This window comes from Nocardia jejuensis NBRC 103114 (genome assembly GCF_001613145.1).
GTDB lineage: Bacteria > Actinomycetota > Actinomycetes > Mycobacteriales > Mycobacteriaceae > Nocardia > Nocardia jejuensis.
On sequence record NZ_BDBU01000028.1, the window covers coordinates 46,941 to 61,722 of the forward strand.

At 68.7% G+C, this 14,782-nt stretch carries 15 protein-coding genes; 9 read left to right on the top strand and 6 right to left on the bottom strand.

Features of this window, described 5'->3' with window-relative positions:
• Positions 1–15 precede the first annotated feature (15 nt).
• The 7 genes from NJ1_RS22960 (at position 16) to NJ1_RS22990 (ending at position 6,711) form a co-directional block, all read left to right on the top strand.
• A complete protein-coding gene (locus NJ1_RS22960) occupies positions 16–1,014 on the top strand; it encodes an STM4015 family protein (RefSeq protein ID WP_067697804.1) in 999 nt (332 codons plus the stop codon).
• Entirely contained in the window at positions 1,011–2,189 is a 1,179-nt protein-coding gene (locus tag NJ1_RS22965; RefSeq protein ID WP_067697806.1) for an STM4014 family protein, read from the top strand. The genes NJ1_RS22960 and NJ1_RS22965 overlap by 4 nt, the downstream gene beginning before the upstream one ends.
• A complete protein-coding gene (locus NJ1_RS22970) occupies positions 2,176–2,997 on the top strand; it encodes an STM4013/SEN3800 family hydrolase (RefSeq protein ID WP_084478645.1) in 822 nt (273 codons plus the stop codon). Before NJ1_RS22965 ends, NJ1_RS22970 begins: the two co-directional genes overlap by 14 nt.
• Positions 2,994–4,331: an STM4012 family radical SAM protein gene (locus tag NJ1_RS22975; protein ID WP_067697810.1), complete on the top strand. Its 1,338-nt coding sequence runs from the start codon at positions 2,994–2,996 to the stop codon at positions 4,329–4,331. Before NJ1_RS22970 ends, NJ1_RS22975 begins: the two co-directional genes overlap by 4 nt.
• Before the next feature lie 2 nt (positions 4,332–4,333).
• Positions 4,334–5,257, top strand: coding sequence for an STM4011 family radical SAM protein (locus tag NJ1_RS22980; protein ID WP_067697812.1), 924 nt, complete (start codon positions 4,334–4,336; stop codon positions 5,255–5,257).
• Positions 5,258–5,283: 26 nt separating this feature from the next.
• Positions 5,284–5,934 carry an SDR family oxidoreductase gene (locus NJ1_RS22985; protein ID WP_067697814.1) on the top strand — a complete coding sequence of 217 codons (651 nt, stop codon included), beginning with the start codon at positions 5,284–5,286 and terminating at the stop codon, positions 5,932–5,934.
• 126 nt (positions 5,935–6,060) lie between these two features.
• Positions 6,061–6,711 carry a chymotrypsin family serine protease gene (locus NJ1_RS22990; RefSeq protein WP_157574179.1) on the top strand — a complete coding sequence of 217 codons (651 nt, stop codon included), beginning with the start codon at positions 6,061–6,063 and terminating at the stop codon, positions 6,709–6,711.
• A 76-nt stretch (positions 6,712–6,787) separates the two neighbouring features.
• On the opposite strand, the gene NJ1_RS22995 is transcribed toward NJ1_RS22990, so the two are convergent.
• Entirely contained in the window at positions 6,788–7,408 is a 621-nt protein-coding gene (locus tag NJ1_RS22995) for a TetR/AcrR family transcriptional regulator (protein WP_218025247.1), read from the bottom strand.
• A gap of 93 nt (positions 7,409–7,501) precedes the next feature.
• On the opposite strand from NJ1_RS22995, the gene NJ1_RS23000 reads away from it, so the two are divergent.
• On the top strand, positions 7,502–7,996 hold the full coding sequence (locus NJ1_RS23000; RefSeq protein WP_067697818.1) for an anthrone oxygenase family protein: 495 nt from the start codon (positions 7,502–7,504) through the stop codon (positions 7,994–7,996).
• A 3-nt stretch (positions 7,997–7,999) separates the two neighbouring features.
• Here NJ1_RS23000 and NJ1_RS23005 read toward each other — a convergent pair whose 3' ends face one another.
• On the bottom strand, positions 8,000–9,511 hold the full coding sequence (locus tag NJ1_RS23005; RefSeq protein ID WP_067697820.1) for an amidase: 1,512 nt from the start codon (positions 9,509–9,511) through the stop codon (positions 8,000–8,002).
• A gap of 100 nt (positions 9,512–9,611) precedes the next feature.
• Between NJ1_RS23005 and NJ1_RS23010 the strand changes: the two genes are divergently transcribed.
• A complete protein-coding gene (locus NJ1_RS23010) occupies positions 9,612–10,247 on the top strand; it encodes a TetR/AcrR family transcriptional regulator (protein WP_067697822.1) in 636 nt (211 codons plus the stop codon).
• A 17-nt stretch (positions 10,248–10,264) separates the two neighbouring features.
• On the opposite strand, the gene NJ1_RS23015 is transcribed toward NJ1_RS23010, so the two are convergent.
• The 4 genes from NJ1_RS23015 to NJ1_RS23030 all read right to left on the bottom strand — a co-directional run bounded on the left by NJ1_RS23015 (position 10,265) and on the right by NJ1_RS23030 (position 14,753).
• A complete protein-coding gene (locus tag NJ1_RS23015) occupies positions 10,265–11,506 on the bottom strand; it encodes a glycosyltransferase (protein WP_067697823.1) in 1,242 nt (413 codons plus the stop codon).
• Between the two features lie 113 nt (positions 11,507–11,619).
• Positions 11,620–12,561 carry an oxidoreductase gene (locus tag NJ1_RS23020; protein ID WP_067697824.1) on the bottom strand — a complete coding sequence of 314 codons (942 nt, stop codon included), beginning with the start codon at positions 12,559–12,561 and terminating at the stop codon, positions 11,620–11,622.
• A 102-nt stretch (positions 12,562–12,663) separates the two neighbouring features.
• On the bottom strand, positions 12,664–13,617 hold the full coding sequence (locus tag NJ1_RS23025; protein ID WP_169813184.1) for an SGNH/GDSL hydrolase family protein: 954 nt from the start codon (positions 13,615–13,617) through the stop codon (positions 12,664–12,666).
• Positions 13,614–14,753: a cytochrome P450 gene (locus NJ1_RS23030; RefSeq protein ID WP_067697826.1), complete on the bottom strand. Its 1,140-nt coding sequence runs from the start codon at positions 14,751–14,753 to the stop codon at positions 13,614–13,616. The genes NJ1_RS23025 and NJ1_RS23030 overlap by 4 nt, the downstream gene beginning before the upstream one ends.
• Between the last annotated feature and the right edge of the window lie 29 nt (positions 14,754–14,782).

Here is a 14,782-nt window from a genome sequence, read left to right on the forward strand (position 1 = left end):
AGAGGGCGAGCACGCATGACCATCGGCAAACACCTCGCGGAGTTCGGCGGCCTGCCCGCATTCGACTTCGTGGAACCGGGCAGCTCGGCCGGAGCGCAGCAGCCGGTCGCGCGCTCGCTGCCCGCCGCGGATTCGGTCGCCTGGCGGGTCGGGGTGGATTCCTACGATTCGCAGGAACCCTGGACGGATCGCTTCGCGCGCTTCGTCTCCGAGGTCGACACCACCGCGGTGCGCTCGCTCATCGTGGGCTGCTGGACCGACGCCTACGACAAGGGCCCCGAACCCGTGATCGAGGCCCTGGTCGCGGCCGCCGATCGCCTGCCCGCCCTGCGCGCGCTCTTCCTGGCCGACATCACCTACGAGGAATGCGAGATCTCCTGGATCAACCAGGGTCTGGTGACTCCCCTGCTCGAGGCGTTCCCCGCGCTGGAGTGGTTCGGCGTGCGCGGCGGCCAGGAGCTGCGGTTCCCCGCCGTCAGACACGAGCGACTACGGGAACTCGTCGTGCAGACCGGCGGGATGCCCGCCGACGCCGTGCGCGGTATCGCGGCCAGCGATCTGCCCGCGCTCACCCACCTGGATCTGTGGCTGGGCACCTCGGAGTACGGCGGCGACAGCGCCGTCGAGGATCTCGCGCCCATCCTGACCGGCGCCCTGCTGCCCAGCCTGAAGCATCTGGCCCTGCGCAACAGCGAGATGCAGGACGAGATCTGCCTCGCGCTCGCGTCCGCACCCGTCGTCGCACGGCTCGACTCGCTCGACGTCTCCATGGGCGTGCTGACCGACGACGGCGCGGTCGCCCTGCTGAGCGGTCAGCCGCTGACGCACCTGAGTTCCCTGGATATGCACCACAACTACCTCAGCGCCGCCATGCGCACCCGCTTGACCGAGACCCTCGGCGCGGCGGGTGTGACGCTGAGCCTGAGCGACGACGGCGCGGAGTCCGACATCGACGAGGACGACGAGGACGACGAGGACGGCGAGGTCTGGCGCTTCGTCGCGGTCGGCGAGTGACGTTGTCCGCGAAGGCTTTTACCGGGGATTCCACGTCCCGGTGGGCGGTCGTCGGCAATGGCGAGAACCGCCGGGTGCGGATGTTCCTCGAGGCCGCCGACGCCGCCGGGCTCCCGACGCCCCGCGTCGTGCAGTGGCGTGACGTGCTGCGCGAGGGCGGACACGATTTCGCCGACGACGAGATCGTGCGGCTGGATTCGCCCGGCGAGAACCCCGAGGTGGACGCGCTGCTGCGCGGGGTGAAAGAACCCACCCGCGTGGAGGGTTCGGCTCGCTGGTACCAGCGGTTCCTGCGGGCCGCGCAGTCGCTGCGCGGCGGCGTTCGCCTCGACGATCCGGCCGAACTCGCCGTCCTTTTCGACAAGCGGCTCACTCACGCCGCACTCGCAGCCGCACGGGTTCCGGTGCCGCCCTCGCCCACCTCGGGCACGGGCCCACCGGTGCACAGCTGGTCCGACATTCGTGATCTCATGCGCGACAACGCGATACCGCGCGTCTTCGTCAAACTCGCGCACGGCTCCTCCGCCTCGGGCGTGCTCGCGGTCGAATCGACCAGCTCCGGGCGGCTGCGCGCGACCACCTCGGTGGAGCTCGTGCCGACCGGTGGCCCGGATGACGCTCCGCGGCTGCACAATTCGCTCCGAGTCCGGCGCTACACCGACGAACGCGATATCGCGGCGATCGTCGACCGGCTCGCCCCGGACGGACTGCACGTCGAACGCTGGATGCCCAAAGCCTCACTCGCGGGCCGATCGGCGGATCTGCGCGTGGTCGTGATCGGGGGGCGGGCCACGCACGCGGTCGTGCGCACCAGCCGCACCCCGCTCACCAACCTGCATCTCGGCGGTGCGCGCGGCGATCTCGCGGCGGTCATCGAGGCGGCCGGCGATCGCTGGGCCCATGCCCTGTCGATCTGCGAACAGGCGGCGGCGTGCTTCCCCGGAACCCTGTGTGTCGGAGTCGATCTGCTGCCCGCGATCGGCTGGCAGCGCTTCGCGGTCGGCGAGGTGAACGCCTTCGGCGATCTCCTGCCGCGACTGACCGGGCTGCCGGGCACTCCGGCGGCCGGGCTCGACACGTACACCGCACAGCTGCGCGCCGCACGGCAATTCGTTCTTCCGCAACGCTTTTCGACCGCCCCAGCAGCCCTCGAGGATCTCCATGCACCGGCCTGACATGAACGAGGTGGTGGGCCGGGACGACCTGCTGCTGCTCACGCTCGACACCCTGCGCTACGACGTCGCGACCGAACTCGCCGCCGAGGGGCTGCTCCCCAACCTGGCCGCACACCTGCCCGGCGGCGGCTGGCAGCGACGGCATGCACCGGGCAGCTTCACGTACGCTTCGCACCAGGCCATTTTCGCCGGGTTCCTCCCGACGCCCGCGGCACCGGGCCCGCACCCCCGGCTCTTCGCCGCACGGTTCGCGGGCAGTGAGACGACCGCCGACGGCACCTTCGTCTTCGACGCCCCCGACCTGGTGACGGCGCTGGCCGGGCAGGGTTATCACACCGTCTGCATCGGCGGTGTCGGCTTCTTCAACAAGCAGGGCGCGCTCGGCGGTGTGCTGCCGGGCCTGTTCGCCGAAAGCCACTGGGAGCCGGAGTTCTCGGTGGCCTCGCCCACCTCCTTCGAGGCGCAGGTGGCGCGCGCGGAACAGGTGGTCTCGGAACTTCCCGCCGCACAACGACTCTTCCTGTTCCTCAACGCCTCCGCACTGCATCAGCCCAATTGGTTCCACACGCCGGGAGCCACCCGCGAGGCGGGCGATACCCGTGCCACGCATGCCGGCGCACTGCGCTACATCGATCGTCACGTCGGCCGGCTGTTCGACGTGATGCGTTCGCGCAGGCGCTGTTTCGCGATCGTCTGCTCCGATCACGGCACCGCCTACGGAGACGACGGCTACACCGGCCACCGGCTGGGCCACGAGTCCGTCTGGACCGTTCCGTACGGCCACTTCTTCCTGGAGCCCTCCGCATGACCTCCACGCTCATCCTGCCGCGCCCCTATCAGAGCTACGTCTACGCGTACCCGCACAAGACCGCGTACCGGCCGCTGGAACCGCGCCCGTCGCTCACGCGGGTCTGGGCGGGTCAATCCCGGCAGGCGCTCTCGCTGTACCTGCACATCCCGTTCTGCGAAGTGCGATGCGGATTCTGCAATCTGTTCACCCGGGTGGGCGCACCGGGCGACCTGACCGGCCGCTACCTCGACGCGCTCACCCGCCAGGCCGAGGCGGTCCGGGCAGCACTCGGTCACGACGAACCGGTGCACTTCGCCACCGCCGCGTTCGGCGGCGGCACGCCGACCTTTCTCGAGGCCGGTGAGCTGGAACGCCTCTGCGACACAGCCGAACTCGTCATGGGCGCGGACCTGCGCGCGATCCCGCTCTCGGTCGAGGCGTCGCCCGCCACCGCGACGGCCGATCGGCTGGCCGTGCTCGCCGAGCGCGGGACCACGCGGCTGAGTCTCGGCGTGCAGAGCTTCATCGAGGAGGAGGCGCGCGCCGCCGTGCGTCCGCAGCGACGCGCGGATGTCGATGCGGCACTGGGCCGCATTCGCGACGCGGGCATACCGGTCCTGAACATCGATCTGATCTACGGCATCGACGGACAGACCTCCACCAGCTGGCGGGTCTCCCTCGACGCGGCGCTGACGTGGCGACCGGAGGAGATCTATCTCTATCCGCTCTACATCCGCCCACTCACCGGGCTCGGACGTCAACTCGATCCCGCTGCGGCCGAACATGATTGGGATGCCCATCGGCTGCGCCTCTATGCCGAGGGCCGGGATCATCTGCTGGCGAACGGGTACGAGCAGGTCTCCATGCGCATGTTCCGCCGCCTCGACGCGCCGCCGCAGGGACCCGACGACTACGCCTGTCAGACCGACGGCATGATCGGCCTCGGCTGCGGAGCGCGCTCCTACACCTCCGGCCTGCACTATTCGTTCGACTACGCGGTGTCCATGCGGGAGGTGCGCTCGATCATCGACACCTACACCGAGACAACCGATTTCAGCCGCGCTCTGCACGGTCGGGTCATCGACGCGGACGAAGCGAGGCGTCGGCATCTGCTGCAATCGCTGTTGCAGGCCGACGGACTGTCCCTCGCCGACTACCGGGTCCGATTCGGCGGCGACCCCCGACTCGATTTCGGCGCGCAATTGGGCACGCTCGCCGATCGGGGCTGGGTGAGCGAGACCGCCGAGCGGCTGCGGCTCACCCCGGAAGGGCTGTCCTACTCCGATGCCATCGGTCCCGAGTTCTTCTCTCCCGCCGTACTTTCCGCCATGTCGGCCTACGAAGCGCGCTGACCGTGGACCTGACGCTCCTGTACCGCGGCCCGCTGTCCTCGTGTGATTACGACTGCCCGTACTGCCCCTTCGCCAAGCGACGCGATTCGACCGAACTGTTGCGCGCCGACCGCGCGGCGCTCGAGCGCTTCACCGCGTGGGCTCGCGCACAGACCCGGGACCGGCTCTCGATCCTGTTCACGCCGTGGGGCGAAGGCCTGGTCCGGTCCTGGTATCGGCGCGCGATGGTCGAACTGTCCCATGAACCGCATATCGAGCGCGTGGCCATCCAGACCAATCTCAGCTGCCGCACCGGCTGGCTGGCCGAGGCCGACCTGAACACACTGGCCCTGTGGTGCACCTACCATCCGGACCAGACTCCCTACCAGCGCTTCATCGACAGGACCGGGGAACTCACCGCGGCCGGTGTGCGCTTCAGCGTCGGCATCGTCGGTCTGCCCGAGCATCTGGAGCAGGCGCGGCGATTGCGCGCGGATCTGCCCGAGCACGTCTACCTCTGGGTGAATGCCGCTGAGGGACACACCTATTCGGACGAGCAGGCCGAACCGTGGACGGAGCTGGATCCACTGTTCCCGTTCAGCCGCCATCCCCACGACTCGGCCGGCCGCGCGTGTCGGACCGGATCCTCGGTGGTGTCCGTGGACGGCGACGGCACGGTGCGCCGGTGTCATTTCGTCCGCGATCCGCTCGGCAACCTCTACGACGGCTCGTTCCGCGACGCCCTGCGTCCGCGCCCCTGCCCGATGGCGGTGTGCGATTGCCATATCGGCTACGTCCATCTCGAGACCCTCCCGCTGTACGACGTCTTCGCGGGCGGCGTGCTCGAACGGATTCCGACGGCCGGGGCGCGACGGGGCCTCCCCCTCTACGCGCTGTCATCGCCTATGGTCGATAGCGAAAGCAACGAACCGTCCGCTCGGCTCTAGAAATCTCGGAAGCGAGGACTGGATCCATGTCACGAGTAGTCATCATCGGTGGTCACGGGAAAATCGCGCTTCGGCTCGCGCGCCTGCTCAGCGCCGAGGGGCACGAGGTGAGCTCGCTTTTCCGCAATCCCGAGCACGCCGAAGAGGTCGCCTCCACGGGCGCGGTCCCGGTGGTCGCCGATATCGAGAACCTCTCGGCGGAGAAGATCGCGGAGCTGGTCTCCGGCCATGACGCGGTGGTCTTCTCGGCGGGCGCGGGCGGGGGAAATCCCGATCGCACCTACGCGGTCGACCGGGACGCGGCCGAGCGCAGCGCCGATGGCGCGGCCGCGGCGGGCGTACGCCGCTTCGTCCTGGTCTCCTACTTCGGTGCGCGCACCGATCACGGTGTGCCACCGGATAATTCGTTCTTCCACTACGCCGAGGCCAAGGCCGCCGCCGATGCCCACGTCCGCGCGAGCGACCTCGACTGGACCATCGTCGCCCCCTCCACCCTCACCCTGGATCCCGGCACCGGCCGCATCGAAACCGCCGCTCAGGGCGCCACCAGCGGCACGGTGAGCCGCGACGACGTCGCCGCCGTCATCGCGGCCGTGCTCGCGCAACCGGCCACCATCCACCGCACGATCCAGTTCAACAACGGCCCGACCCCGATCGACGAGGCAATCACCGCCTGAGCCGACCAGCGGCGCGACGATGTTGTTAGATTGCTGACCATTGGGTATGTAGCTCAGGTGACTGTCTTCCGATCTACTCGCGCAAGCAAGTCTCCGAGCGGTCGTCGTGCATACGGACCAGGGCGAATCGCCCTGACCGGTGTCGGGGTCGCCCTACTCGCCGCCGCGGCGGCACCCGCCATCGGCCACGCCGAGGATGCCGCCCTGCTGGGCGGTGGATCGGGCATCGTGGTCGGGAACAGCTCACGCTGCACGTTGACGACGATCGGCAACGACGCTGCCGGGCGTCTCGTCGGCTTCACCGCCGGGCACTGCGGCGAACCGGGGGCGAGCGTCGTTGCCGAAGCCGCTCACACCGGTGAGGGGATCGGCCGCGTCGTGGACAAGAACGCCGAACTCGACTACGCCATCATCGAATTCGACCCGAACCGCATCACGCCCACCGACCGGCTCGGCGATTTCGCCATCACCGAGGTCGGCGCTCCCGCGCAGTTCCCCGCCACCGTCTGCAAGAAGGGCCGCACCACCGGCACCAACTGCGGTCTCGTCTGGGGCGACGTCCTTGCCAGCGGACGCGAGACCTGGACCCAGACCTGTGTGCTGCCGGGTGATTCCGGCGGCCCGATCGTCGCCGGATCCCGGCTCGTCGGCATGGTCAACGCGTACGTGGGCGTCGGCTGCATAGGCCCGGAGGTCGGCACCGACATCGCCGCCGTCCTGCGTGATGTCGACGCTCGCGCGGGTGTCGGCGCGGGCTTTCAGCCCACTCGAAACTGAGCTTCCAGCCCACTCGAAACTGAGCTTCCAGCCCACTCGCAGCTGAGCTTCCAGCCCACTTGGAACTGAGCCTGCGCTACGCCCCGCTCGCGACTCCCGGCTCCGGATCGCCCCCGAACAGGCCCGCCCGGGCCGCGGTCAGGGCGAGCCGGGCCGCGGCGTCGGCGGCGGCCTCGTCGAGTGGTTCGTGGGTGATCAGGGCCCGCATATAAATAGGCGCCGCAAGGGTTTTCAGCATTCGAGCCGGATCGGTGCCGCGCGGCAGTTCGCCACGGTCCATCGCCTTGTCGACGATCGGCAGCGCGCGCCGGATGCGGTCCCGGAAGACATGCCGAATGGAATCGGGGGGACGCGGCAGCCCGACCGCGTCCGAGAGCGCGGCGGCGAGAATCGCTCTGCCGGAGGGACTGTCGATCCAGACCACCAGTGTTCGCGCCAGCGCGCGCAGATCGGTCTCGATCGAACCCGTATCGGGAATGGAGATTTCGGAGTCGACGCTGTCCGAAAGCGCATCGGCGATGAGCCCGTCGCGATCGGGCCAGCGCCGGTAGACCGTGGTCTTGTGCACGCCCGCCCGGCGAGCCACATTGTCCACCGTGAGCGCGGCGTAGCCGTGCGCGCCGAGTTCGTCGAGCGTGGCGGCCAGCACCGCCGTTCGCACCTTTTCCCCACGTCCAGGGGACGGAACGGGACTCATTGCAACTCCTAGTTGCGATAATTGCGCCGATCGGACATCCTCGATGCTATCGCAACTCGGAGTTGCGATGAATGCGGACGATGGGAGTTCCACATGATGTCGAGGTGGATTCGGGCGGCGGCGCTGCTGTTTCCGGGACTGTTGGCCGGAGCCTTCGGCTACGGCGCGGTGAACGTTCTCTACGCGTTCCGCGAGGTGCCGCTCGAGGTGCGATTCACCTTCCACACCGCGCTGATGCGGGTGAACGGACCCGTCATGCAGAGCCTGATGGGACTGACGGTGTTGAGCACGGTGCTGCTCGCCACCCGATCCAAGTCGACCACCCGATGGCTCTCGGCCGGCGCCGCGGCCCTGGCGGTCGCGTCCTTCCTGATCACCAGGCTGGGCAACGTGCCGATCAATCAGCACATCAAAGTGTGGGCGGTGGGCGGTCCGCCCGCCGATTACGCCGAGATCCTGCGGCGCTGGGAGCTCTTCCACTTCAGCAGAACGGGATGCGCCGTGGCGGCGTTCGTTCTGGTGGTCGCCGCGGTGACCGGGGTGGTGGGCGCGCACCACCCCGTCGTCGAACAGCCGGATCCGGCTTGAGCGCTAGCGGCGCGATTTCGCCTGCTGGAGAGGGCTTTCCGCGGGCACTCGATCGAACCAGGGCTGCGCGGTCTCGATTTCGGCGGCGAGCTGCAGCAGCAGGAATTCACCGCCGGGCGGAGCGACGAACTGGGTGCCGAGCGGAAGACCACTCGCGGTCCAGTGCGTGGGCACGCTCATCGCCGGACGACCGGTGATATTGGCGAGCTGGGTGAACGGCACGGCCGACAGGCTGGCCGTGACCAAGCTGTCGTAGAAGTCGGTGCGGGACAGGACTTTTCCCGCACCTATGCGGAGCAGCGGGGGAAGCACGGTTTCGGCGATGACCGGGGTGCGGTTCTGGCCGATCCGCAACGGCGGTTCGGCCAGCGTGGGGGTGAGCAGCAGATCGTAGGTGGTGTGGAAATCACCGAGGGCGCGGGTGTAGAGATTCCAGCGGGCGTGCGCCTCGATGAGTTCCGGGGCCGAAACGGCGCGACCGACCGCCGCGAGAACCTGGGTGTCGATGTCGAAATCGCGCGGGGCCGCACCGGTCACCGTGCAGGCGTGTGCGAGTTCGGCCGCGACCGAAGCCGTCCACACCGTCATGAAATCCGTGGCCAGCTGCTTACCGTCGATCGCGGGCGCGGCGGGTTCGACCGTGTGCCCCAGGTTCTCCAGCAGTCGCGCCACCTCCTCGACCGCGCGCACCGCCTCGGGATCGACGGGCGTTCCCATCGGAGACTCATGGCTGAACCCGATGCGTAGTCGGCGCGGAGCCTCGGTGACGGCCGCCGAGAAGGCGCGATCCGGGCGCGCCACCGCATAGGGCGCACCCGGATCCGGCGCGCTCAGGATGTCGAGCATGACCGCCGAATCGCGAACGCTGCGCGTGAGAACGCCTTCCGACACCGCGCCGAAGAGCGGATCACCCAGCTGCGGGCCGCTCGACACCAGACCTCGTCCCGCCTTGAGGCCGAACAAACCCGTGCAGGCGGCCGGAATTCGAATCGAGCCGCCGCCGTCGCTGGCGCCCGCCACCGGCACGACGCCCGCCGCGACGGCCGCGGCCGACCCGCCGGACGAACCGCCCGGCGTGCGATTCGGATCCCACGGGTTTCGAGTCGCACCGAATGTCCGGGTCTCGGTGATGCCCTTGCTACCGAATTCGGGGGTGGTGGTCTTGCCGAAGATGACCAGACCGGCGGCGAGCCACTGTTCGACGGCGATGCTGTGCCGTTCGGCGCGCACCGAACGCAGCGGACCGGTGCCCCCGGCCGTCGGATATCCGGCGTAGTCCTGACCGAGGTCCTTGATGAGGAACGGAACACCGGCCAGCGCGCTGTCACCGGCGGGCCGCTCGGCGAGTTCCTTGCCGACGTCCTCCATCAGCAGGCTCACCACATTGAGCGCCGGGTCGACCTCGGCGCGGCGGTCCAGCGCGAGCCGCAGCAACTCGGCCGGGTGCACGTCACCGCGAGCGACCAGTTCGGCCAGTCCGACCGCGTCGTGGGCGCGGTATTCGTCGAACTTCATCGTTCGTCTCCTCACTCACAGGCCCTCGGATCGACCCGTCTACCAAACAATAGCCGTACCGATCGGTTACGTAACCGGTTGGAACGGTAAAATCTGCCCCATGAGTGAACCCGCCAGGCTGCCCGCGGCGAGCGAGAAGAAGGTCGACGGCCGCACGCTGCGATTTCGGCACCGCCGCCCGGAACTGCTCGCGGCCGCCACCGACTATGTGCTCGACCACGGCATCCAGGATCTTTCGCTCCGCCCGGTCGCGCAGGCGCTCGGCATCAGTCACGCCACCCTGATCAGACATTTCGAGACCAAGGACGCGCTGCTCAACGAGGTCCTGGAACACATCCGCACCGACTTCGAGAAGCAGTTGCTCTCGGAGGAGATCCGCCGCGTCGACTCGGCGGCCGACCTGCTGCGCGCCGCCTGGCAGCATCTGTGCCGGCCGCGCGAACAACGCCAGTTCCTGATCCTTTTCGAGCTGGTCGCCATCGCCGCGCGCAGCCCGAACCACCCCGCCTCACGCCTGGTCACCGACTGGTTGACCGTCATCGAACGCGAGTTGATCCGCTATCACTGGCCCGCGGAAACCACTTCCCGCACAGCCACATTCGTGCTCGCGCAAATCCGCGGCCTGCAATTGGACCTGATCACCACCGGTGACCGCGAGCGCGTCGACGCGGCATTCGAAGCCACCGTAGCCTTCCTGACCGACTCCGGGATCGGTGATCAGCGACAGCCCTCGTAGAGATTCCGGCCGGACCGTCAGGCGGTGGGCGTCAGCACGGACTCGATCGTGCGCTGCACCGCGACGGAGCCGTCCTCCCGCGCGAATCGCGCGGCGGCCTCGGCGATGGTGGCGTGCAGGGCTCCATCGCTGATCGCGGTGCGGATGGCCTCGGTGAGCCGATCGGCGGTGAGGTCGGACTCGCGGATCGTCGCGGCGGCGACGCCCAATCGCTCGAAACGGTCTGCCCAGAACCGTTGTTCGGGTGACTGGGGTACGGCGATGGTGGGCACGCCGGCGCGGACTGCCGCGGCATAGGTCCCGGCACCGCTGTGATGAACGACCGCGGACACCTGAGGGAAGAGCCAGTCGTACGGAATATCGCCGAGCGGAAACACATCCGCGTCGGTCACATCCAGTCCGGTCCACCCGGCTTGGACGATGCCCCGGGACCCGGCTCGCCGCAGTGCGGTGCGAACGATCTCGCTCAGTTCGGCCGCGCGGCCCGGATCGTTCATATTGCTGCCGAAGCCGATGAACACCGGCGTCGAACCGGATTCGAGGAAACGCACCAGATCCGCCGGCGGCTCCCAGCCGACCGGGCGGGCCGGCCACCAGAATCCGGTGACGTCCAGACCCGGCCGCCAGTCGCCGGGGCGCGGAGCCACGGCGGGTGAATATCCGTGCAGGATAGGCCATTCGACGTCGGTGCGCCGCCTGCGCAGCTCTCGCACCGAGACCTTCGGCAGACCCAGCTGCCGCCGAAAACCCTCCACCACAGCGCGATAGCGCCGATCCACCACCCAGGTACCGATGTCGGCGGCCACCCGGTTCCCGACGGAACCGAGTGACCACACTCCCGCCACCGACGGCGGGTGGTCACCGGTGGCCGACAGTGGTTGCAACCGCACCCCGATGATCGGAATGCCCGCGGCCTCGGCGAAAGGATGCCCAGCGAACTCCGCCCAGGGCGTCACCAGCAGCACCTCGGGCGATTCCGCACGCAGCGCGGCGATCACGCCCTCGCCGATGATGCGAAATCCCTCGGGGGTATTGAACGCCGCCACCGTCTGACGCTGCACCTGCGCGTAGTCGCCCTCGAATCCGAAGTCCAGCGCCAACTGCCGGAACTTCAGCCCGCAGCCCTCGATCATCTCCCCGAAGGGTTCGTGCGCCGCGAGTACCACCTCGTGCCCGGCCCGCTGCAGCTGTGTTCCGATTCCCGTCAGCGGTGCGACATCGCCTCGCGTGCCGATCCCGACGATCACGATCCTGCTCATACGCCTCCTTGTTCCAGTGGTCCGGATACTAGGAGAGTTCGCCCTGCTCGGCTCGGTATCGATTGCGCGACAACATAATCCGCGAGTAGTCGCGGCGAAAGGCACCACCACTGTCAGGGGTAGCCGACACCCGTCAGCCGTTCGGACTCCGACCACAGCCGATCCTGGATGTCGCGCCGCAGCGCCCGCGAGTGAGTCGGTGCGGGTACGGGGTGACCGCGCAGGCCGTTCCACCGATCGGGGCCGTAGAAATCCGCGTTGACCACGGACGGATCGGTCGCTGCGCGCAGAATCGGCAGGGCGCCCATCTCGGGAGTCTGGGTGAACCGCGTGAGCAGCGGACCCGGGGCGGCCATCACCGCCCGGGTCGCGCGGCCCCAATTGCCGCTGAAATCGGTGGCGGCAAGGCCCGGATGCGCCGCGACCGCACGCACGGAACCGCCGGTGATCCGCCCCGCGAGAGCGAGGGTGAACATGAGATTGGCCAGTTTCGATTGGGCGTACGCGGCCGAGCGCCGATAGCGGCGGTGGGCGAAATGCAGATCATCGACAGCCACCACGCCCCGTTTCTGGATGGTGCTGGTGACGGTCACCACCCGAGCCTCGGGCGCGACCGCGAGGCGCTCCCACAGCAGGCCGGTGAAGGCGAAATGGCCGAGATGGTTCGTCGCGAGGGTCGATTCGAACCCGTCGACGGTGAGGACCCGACCGGGTGTCGCCGCGCCCGCATTGTTGATCAGCAGATCGAGATGCGAATACCGCGCTCGCAGCTGTGCCGCGCAGGCGCGCACCGACGCCTGATCGCTCAGATCGAGCCTCACGATCTCGACGCTCGCGCTCGTGACCCGCGTACACAGAGCCGCGGCGAATTCCTCTGCGCGCGCGGTGTTTCGGCACGCCACCACGAGGTGCGCGCCCGCGGTCACGAGCGCGGTGCTGATCGCCCGGCCGAGTCCGGCCGCGCCGCCGGTGATCACGGCGATCCGGCCGTGCAGATCCGGAATATCGGCCGCGGTCCACGGTTGCCGGCCGGTGTTGACGGTTCGGGTGGACAAGGGCTCCTCGGTTCGGTCGGCTCGGAGTGTTCGATTGCCGGGCCGCGTGCGCGGCGCGCGTGGTCCAGCGGCGGGCGCGGCCCGGGTGATCGCCGCCCCGCGCTAGTGGTCGAGCAGTGGTCGCAGTCCGCGCGCTACGGCGTCGTCCGCGCGAGCGGTCGGGTGAAACGGGATTCCGGTCGCCTCGGTGCGCGGATCCGCGATCCCGTTGACCCATGGATCCGCCGAACACGTTCCGTGTCCGGCGGTTTCAGCTCTGGCGTCGAAGAACTCGACGCCGAGTGATCGCGCGGCGTCGCGCTGGGCCGCGTCGAGGTGATCGAGGTATCGCGTGTACGCGGCGGCCCGAGACTGGGTCAGGGTCACCCCCAGCATTCCGATGCACACCGATTCCGTACCGGGCGTGTGTATCTCGGGATATCCGACCAGCACGATGCGGGCGTTGGGTGCGTAGTACCGGAGGTAGTCGATGACCGATGCGATCCGCGCCGCATATGCCGATCCGGTGACCTCCTCCGGATCGTTCACTCTGCCCTGTGCGACGGCTTCCGGTCCGCAGCCGGTGGGTTCGAGTACGCACTGCAGCAGATCCACCCCGGCGACTGTCTGCGGATTGGTCCCCGCGCGAGCGCGGGCGTACTCGCCCCACGCGTCGTTCATGCCGAGCTGAATCGCCACCACCGTGGTCCGTGGACCGAAAGCCTTTGCCGCAGCTGCCTTCTGGGTCTCGTGCACGACGGAGAAGCCCGGCGCGGTGTTGAGGCTCCCGCCCTCGCAGGAGGCGTCGACATAGTCGCCGGTCTGCTCGAGTCCGCTCTGCTGTGCGAGCCGGGTGGGCCAGGAGGTCGGCAGATGATCACAGCTCAGCTCGCTGTCACCGTTCGCCCGGGCCGCCAGCGCGGCCACCCAGCTGCCGTTCGTCGTGAACGAATCACCGAGCACGACAAGGGTTTTACCGGCTTCGCCCGCCGCGGCCGGTTGTGCGTGCGCCGTCGCGACGGGACCCGAGCCCAGCAGCACGCCCGCGATCACCGCCGCGAGGGACCGGGATCTCACCACCGCACCGGCAGCGAGACCAGCCCACGGGTGACGATGTCCTCGCGCATCTGCAGCTCCTCCGGGGCGACCGCCAGGCGCATGGTCGGAAAGCGCGTCACCAGTTGCCCGAACACCGCCTGCAATTCGACCCGGGCCAGCGGTGCGCCGATGCAGTAGTGCGTGCCGTGCCCGAAGGTCAGGTGCGCGCCCTGTTCGCGGGTGATGTCCAGGCGGCGCGAATCGGTGAACATCGACGGATCGTGATTGGCCGAATCCACGTCCAGCAGAACGAGATCGCCGCGCCGCACCTCCACACCGTCGATCCGCATATCGGTGCGCGCGTATCGCACGAAGCCGGTGTTGTCGTGCACCCGCAGCAGTTCCTCCACAGCGGCGCGCACCAGCGTCGGCTGCTCCACCAGCAGCTGCCACTGGTCCGGATGCTTCAGCAGGTTCATCGCGCCCAGGCTGATCTCCACGACTGTCGACTCGTGGCCGATCAGCAGCAGCACCATGCCCATGGCCGTGATGATCTCGTCGGTCAGCTCCGGGTTCTCACACAGTCGCGAGAAGATGTCGTTGCCGGGCTCGATCCGCTTGCGCGCCACCAATTCCGTGCAGTATTCGTACCATTCCGCGCCGCCCTGGCCCGACTTCGCGCCGTCGTGCTTGTCGAAAATCGCGGCGCTCCACGCCCGGAACCGCTCGCGGTCCGACGCGGGCACGCCCATCAGCTCGCAGATGACCAGGATCGGCAGCGGGACCGCGACCGCCTCGTGCAGGTCGGCCGGAGATCCCCGCTCGGCCATCTCGTCGAGCAGCTGCGTCGTGAGAGCGTCGACCCTGGGGCGCATCTCCCGCATCTGCTTCGGCCCGAAGAACGGATTCAGCAGCACGCGAAGGCGTTCGGCGTTCTCCAGCTCGGTGTCGAAGTCGCCGATCGGGCCACCGAACAGCACCGACGCCGACTTTCGGGGCGCGGTCTCCGGAGTCGGGTGCGAGCGGCCGAGGCGCTTGTCGGAGAACATCTCCTTCACCGCGCTGTGGCCGGTCAGCAACCAGGCGTCATCACCCACCTCGGTGCTGATCCGGCGGATGATGCCGGCTGCCGCGCCGGTGTACGGGCAGGTGAGTTGCGTAGAGTCCGAGGTCATATGCGTTCCTCTGATGTCGCAGCGCGACA

Excerpts from the sequence above, each read along its gene's own strand:
- NJ1_RS22960 (WP_067697804.1), top strand. The coding sequence starts at position 16 with ATGACCATCGGCAAACACCTCGCGGAGTTCGGCGGCCTGCCCGCATTC.
- NJ1_RS22970 (WP_084478645.1), top strand. The coding sequence starts at position 2,176 with ATGCACCGGCCTGACATGAACGAGGTGGTGGGCCGGGACGACCTGCTG.
- NJ1_RS22975 (WP_067697810.1), top strand. The coding sequence starts at position 2,994 with ATGACCTCCACGCTCATCCTGCCGCGCCCCTATCAGAGCTACGTCTAC.
- NJ1_RS22985 (WP_067697814.1), top strand. The coding sequence starts at position 5,284 with ATGTCACGAGTAGTCATCATCGGTGGTCACGGGAAAATCGCGCTTCGG.
- NJ1_RS22995 (WP_218025247.1), bottom strand. The coding sequence starts at position 7,408 with ATGAGTCCCGTTCCGTCCCCTGGACGTGGGGAAAAGGTGCGAACGGCG.
- NJ1_RS23000 (WP_067697818.1), top strand. The coding sequence starts at position 7,502 with ATGATGTCGAGGTGGATTCGGGCGGCGGCGCTGCTGTTTCCGGGACTG.
- NJ1_RS23005 (WP_067697820.1), bottom strand. The coding sequence starts at position 9,511 with ATGAAGTTCGACGAATACCGCGCCCACGACGCGGTCGGACTGGCCGAA.
- NJ1_RS23010 (WP_067697822.1), top strand. The coding sequence starts at position 9,612 with ATGAGTGAACCCGCCAGGCTGCCCGCGGCGAGCGAGAAGAAGGTCGAC.
- NJ1_RS23015 (WP_067697823.1), bottom strand. The coding sequence starts at position 11,506 with ATGAGCAGGATCGTGATCGTCGGGATCGGCACGCGAGGCGATGTCGCA.
- NJ1_RS23030 (WP_067697826.1), bottom strand. The coding sequence starts at position 14,753 with ATGACCTCGGACTCTACGCAACTCACCTGCCCGTACACCGGCGCGGCA.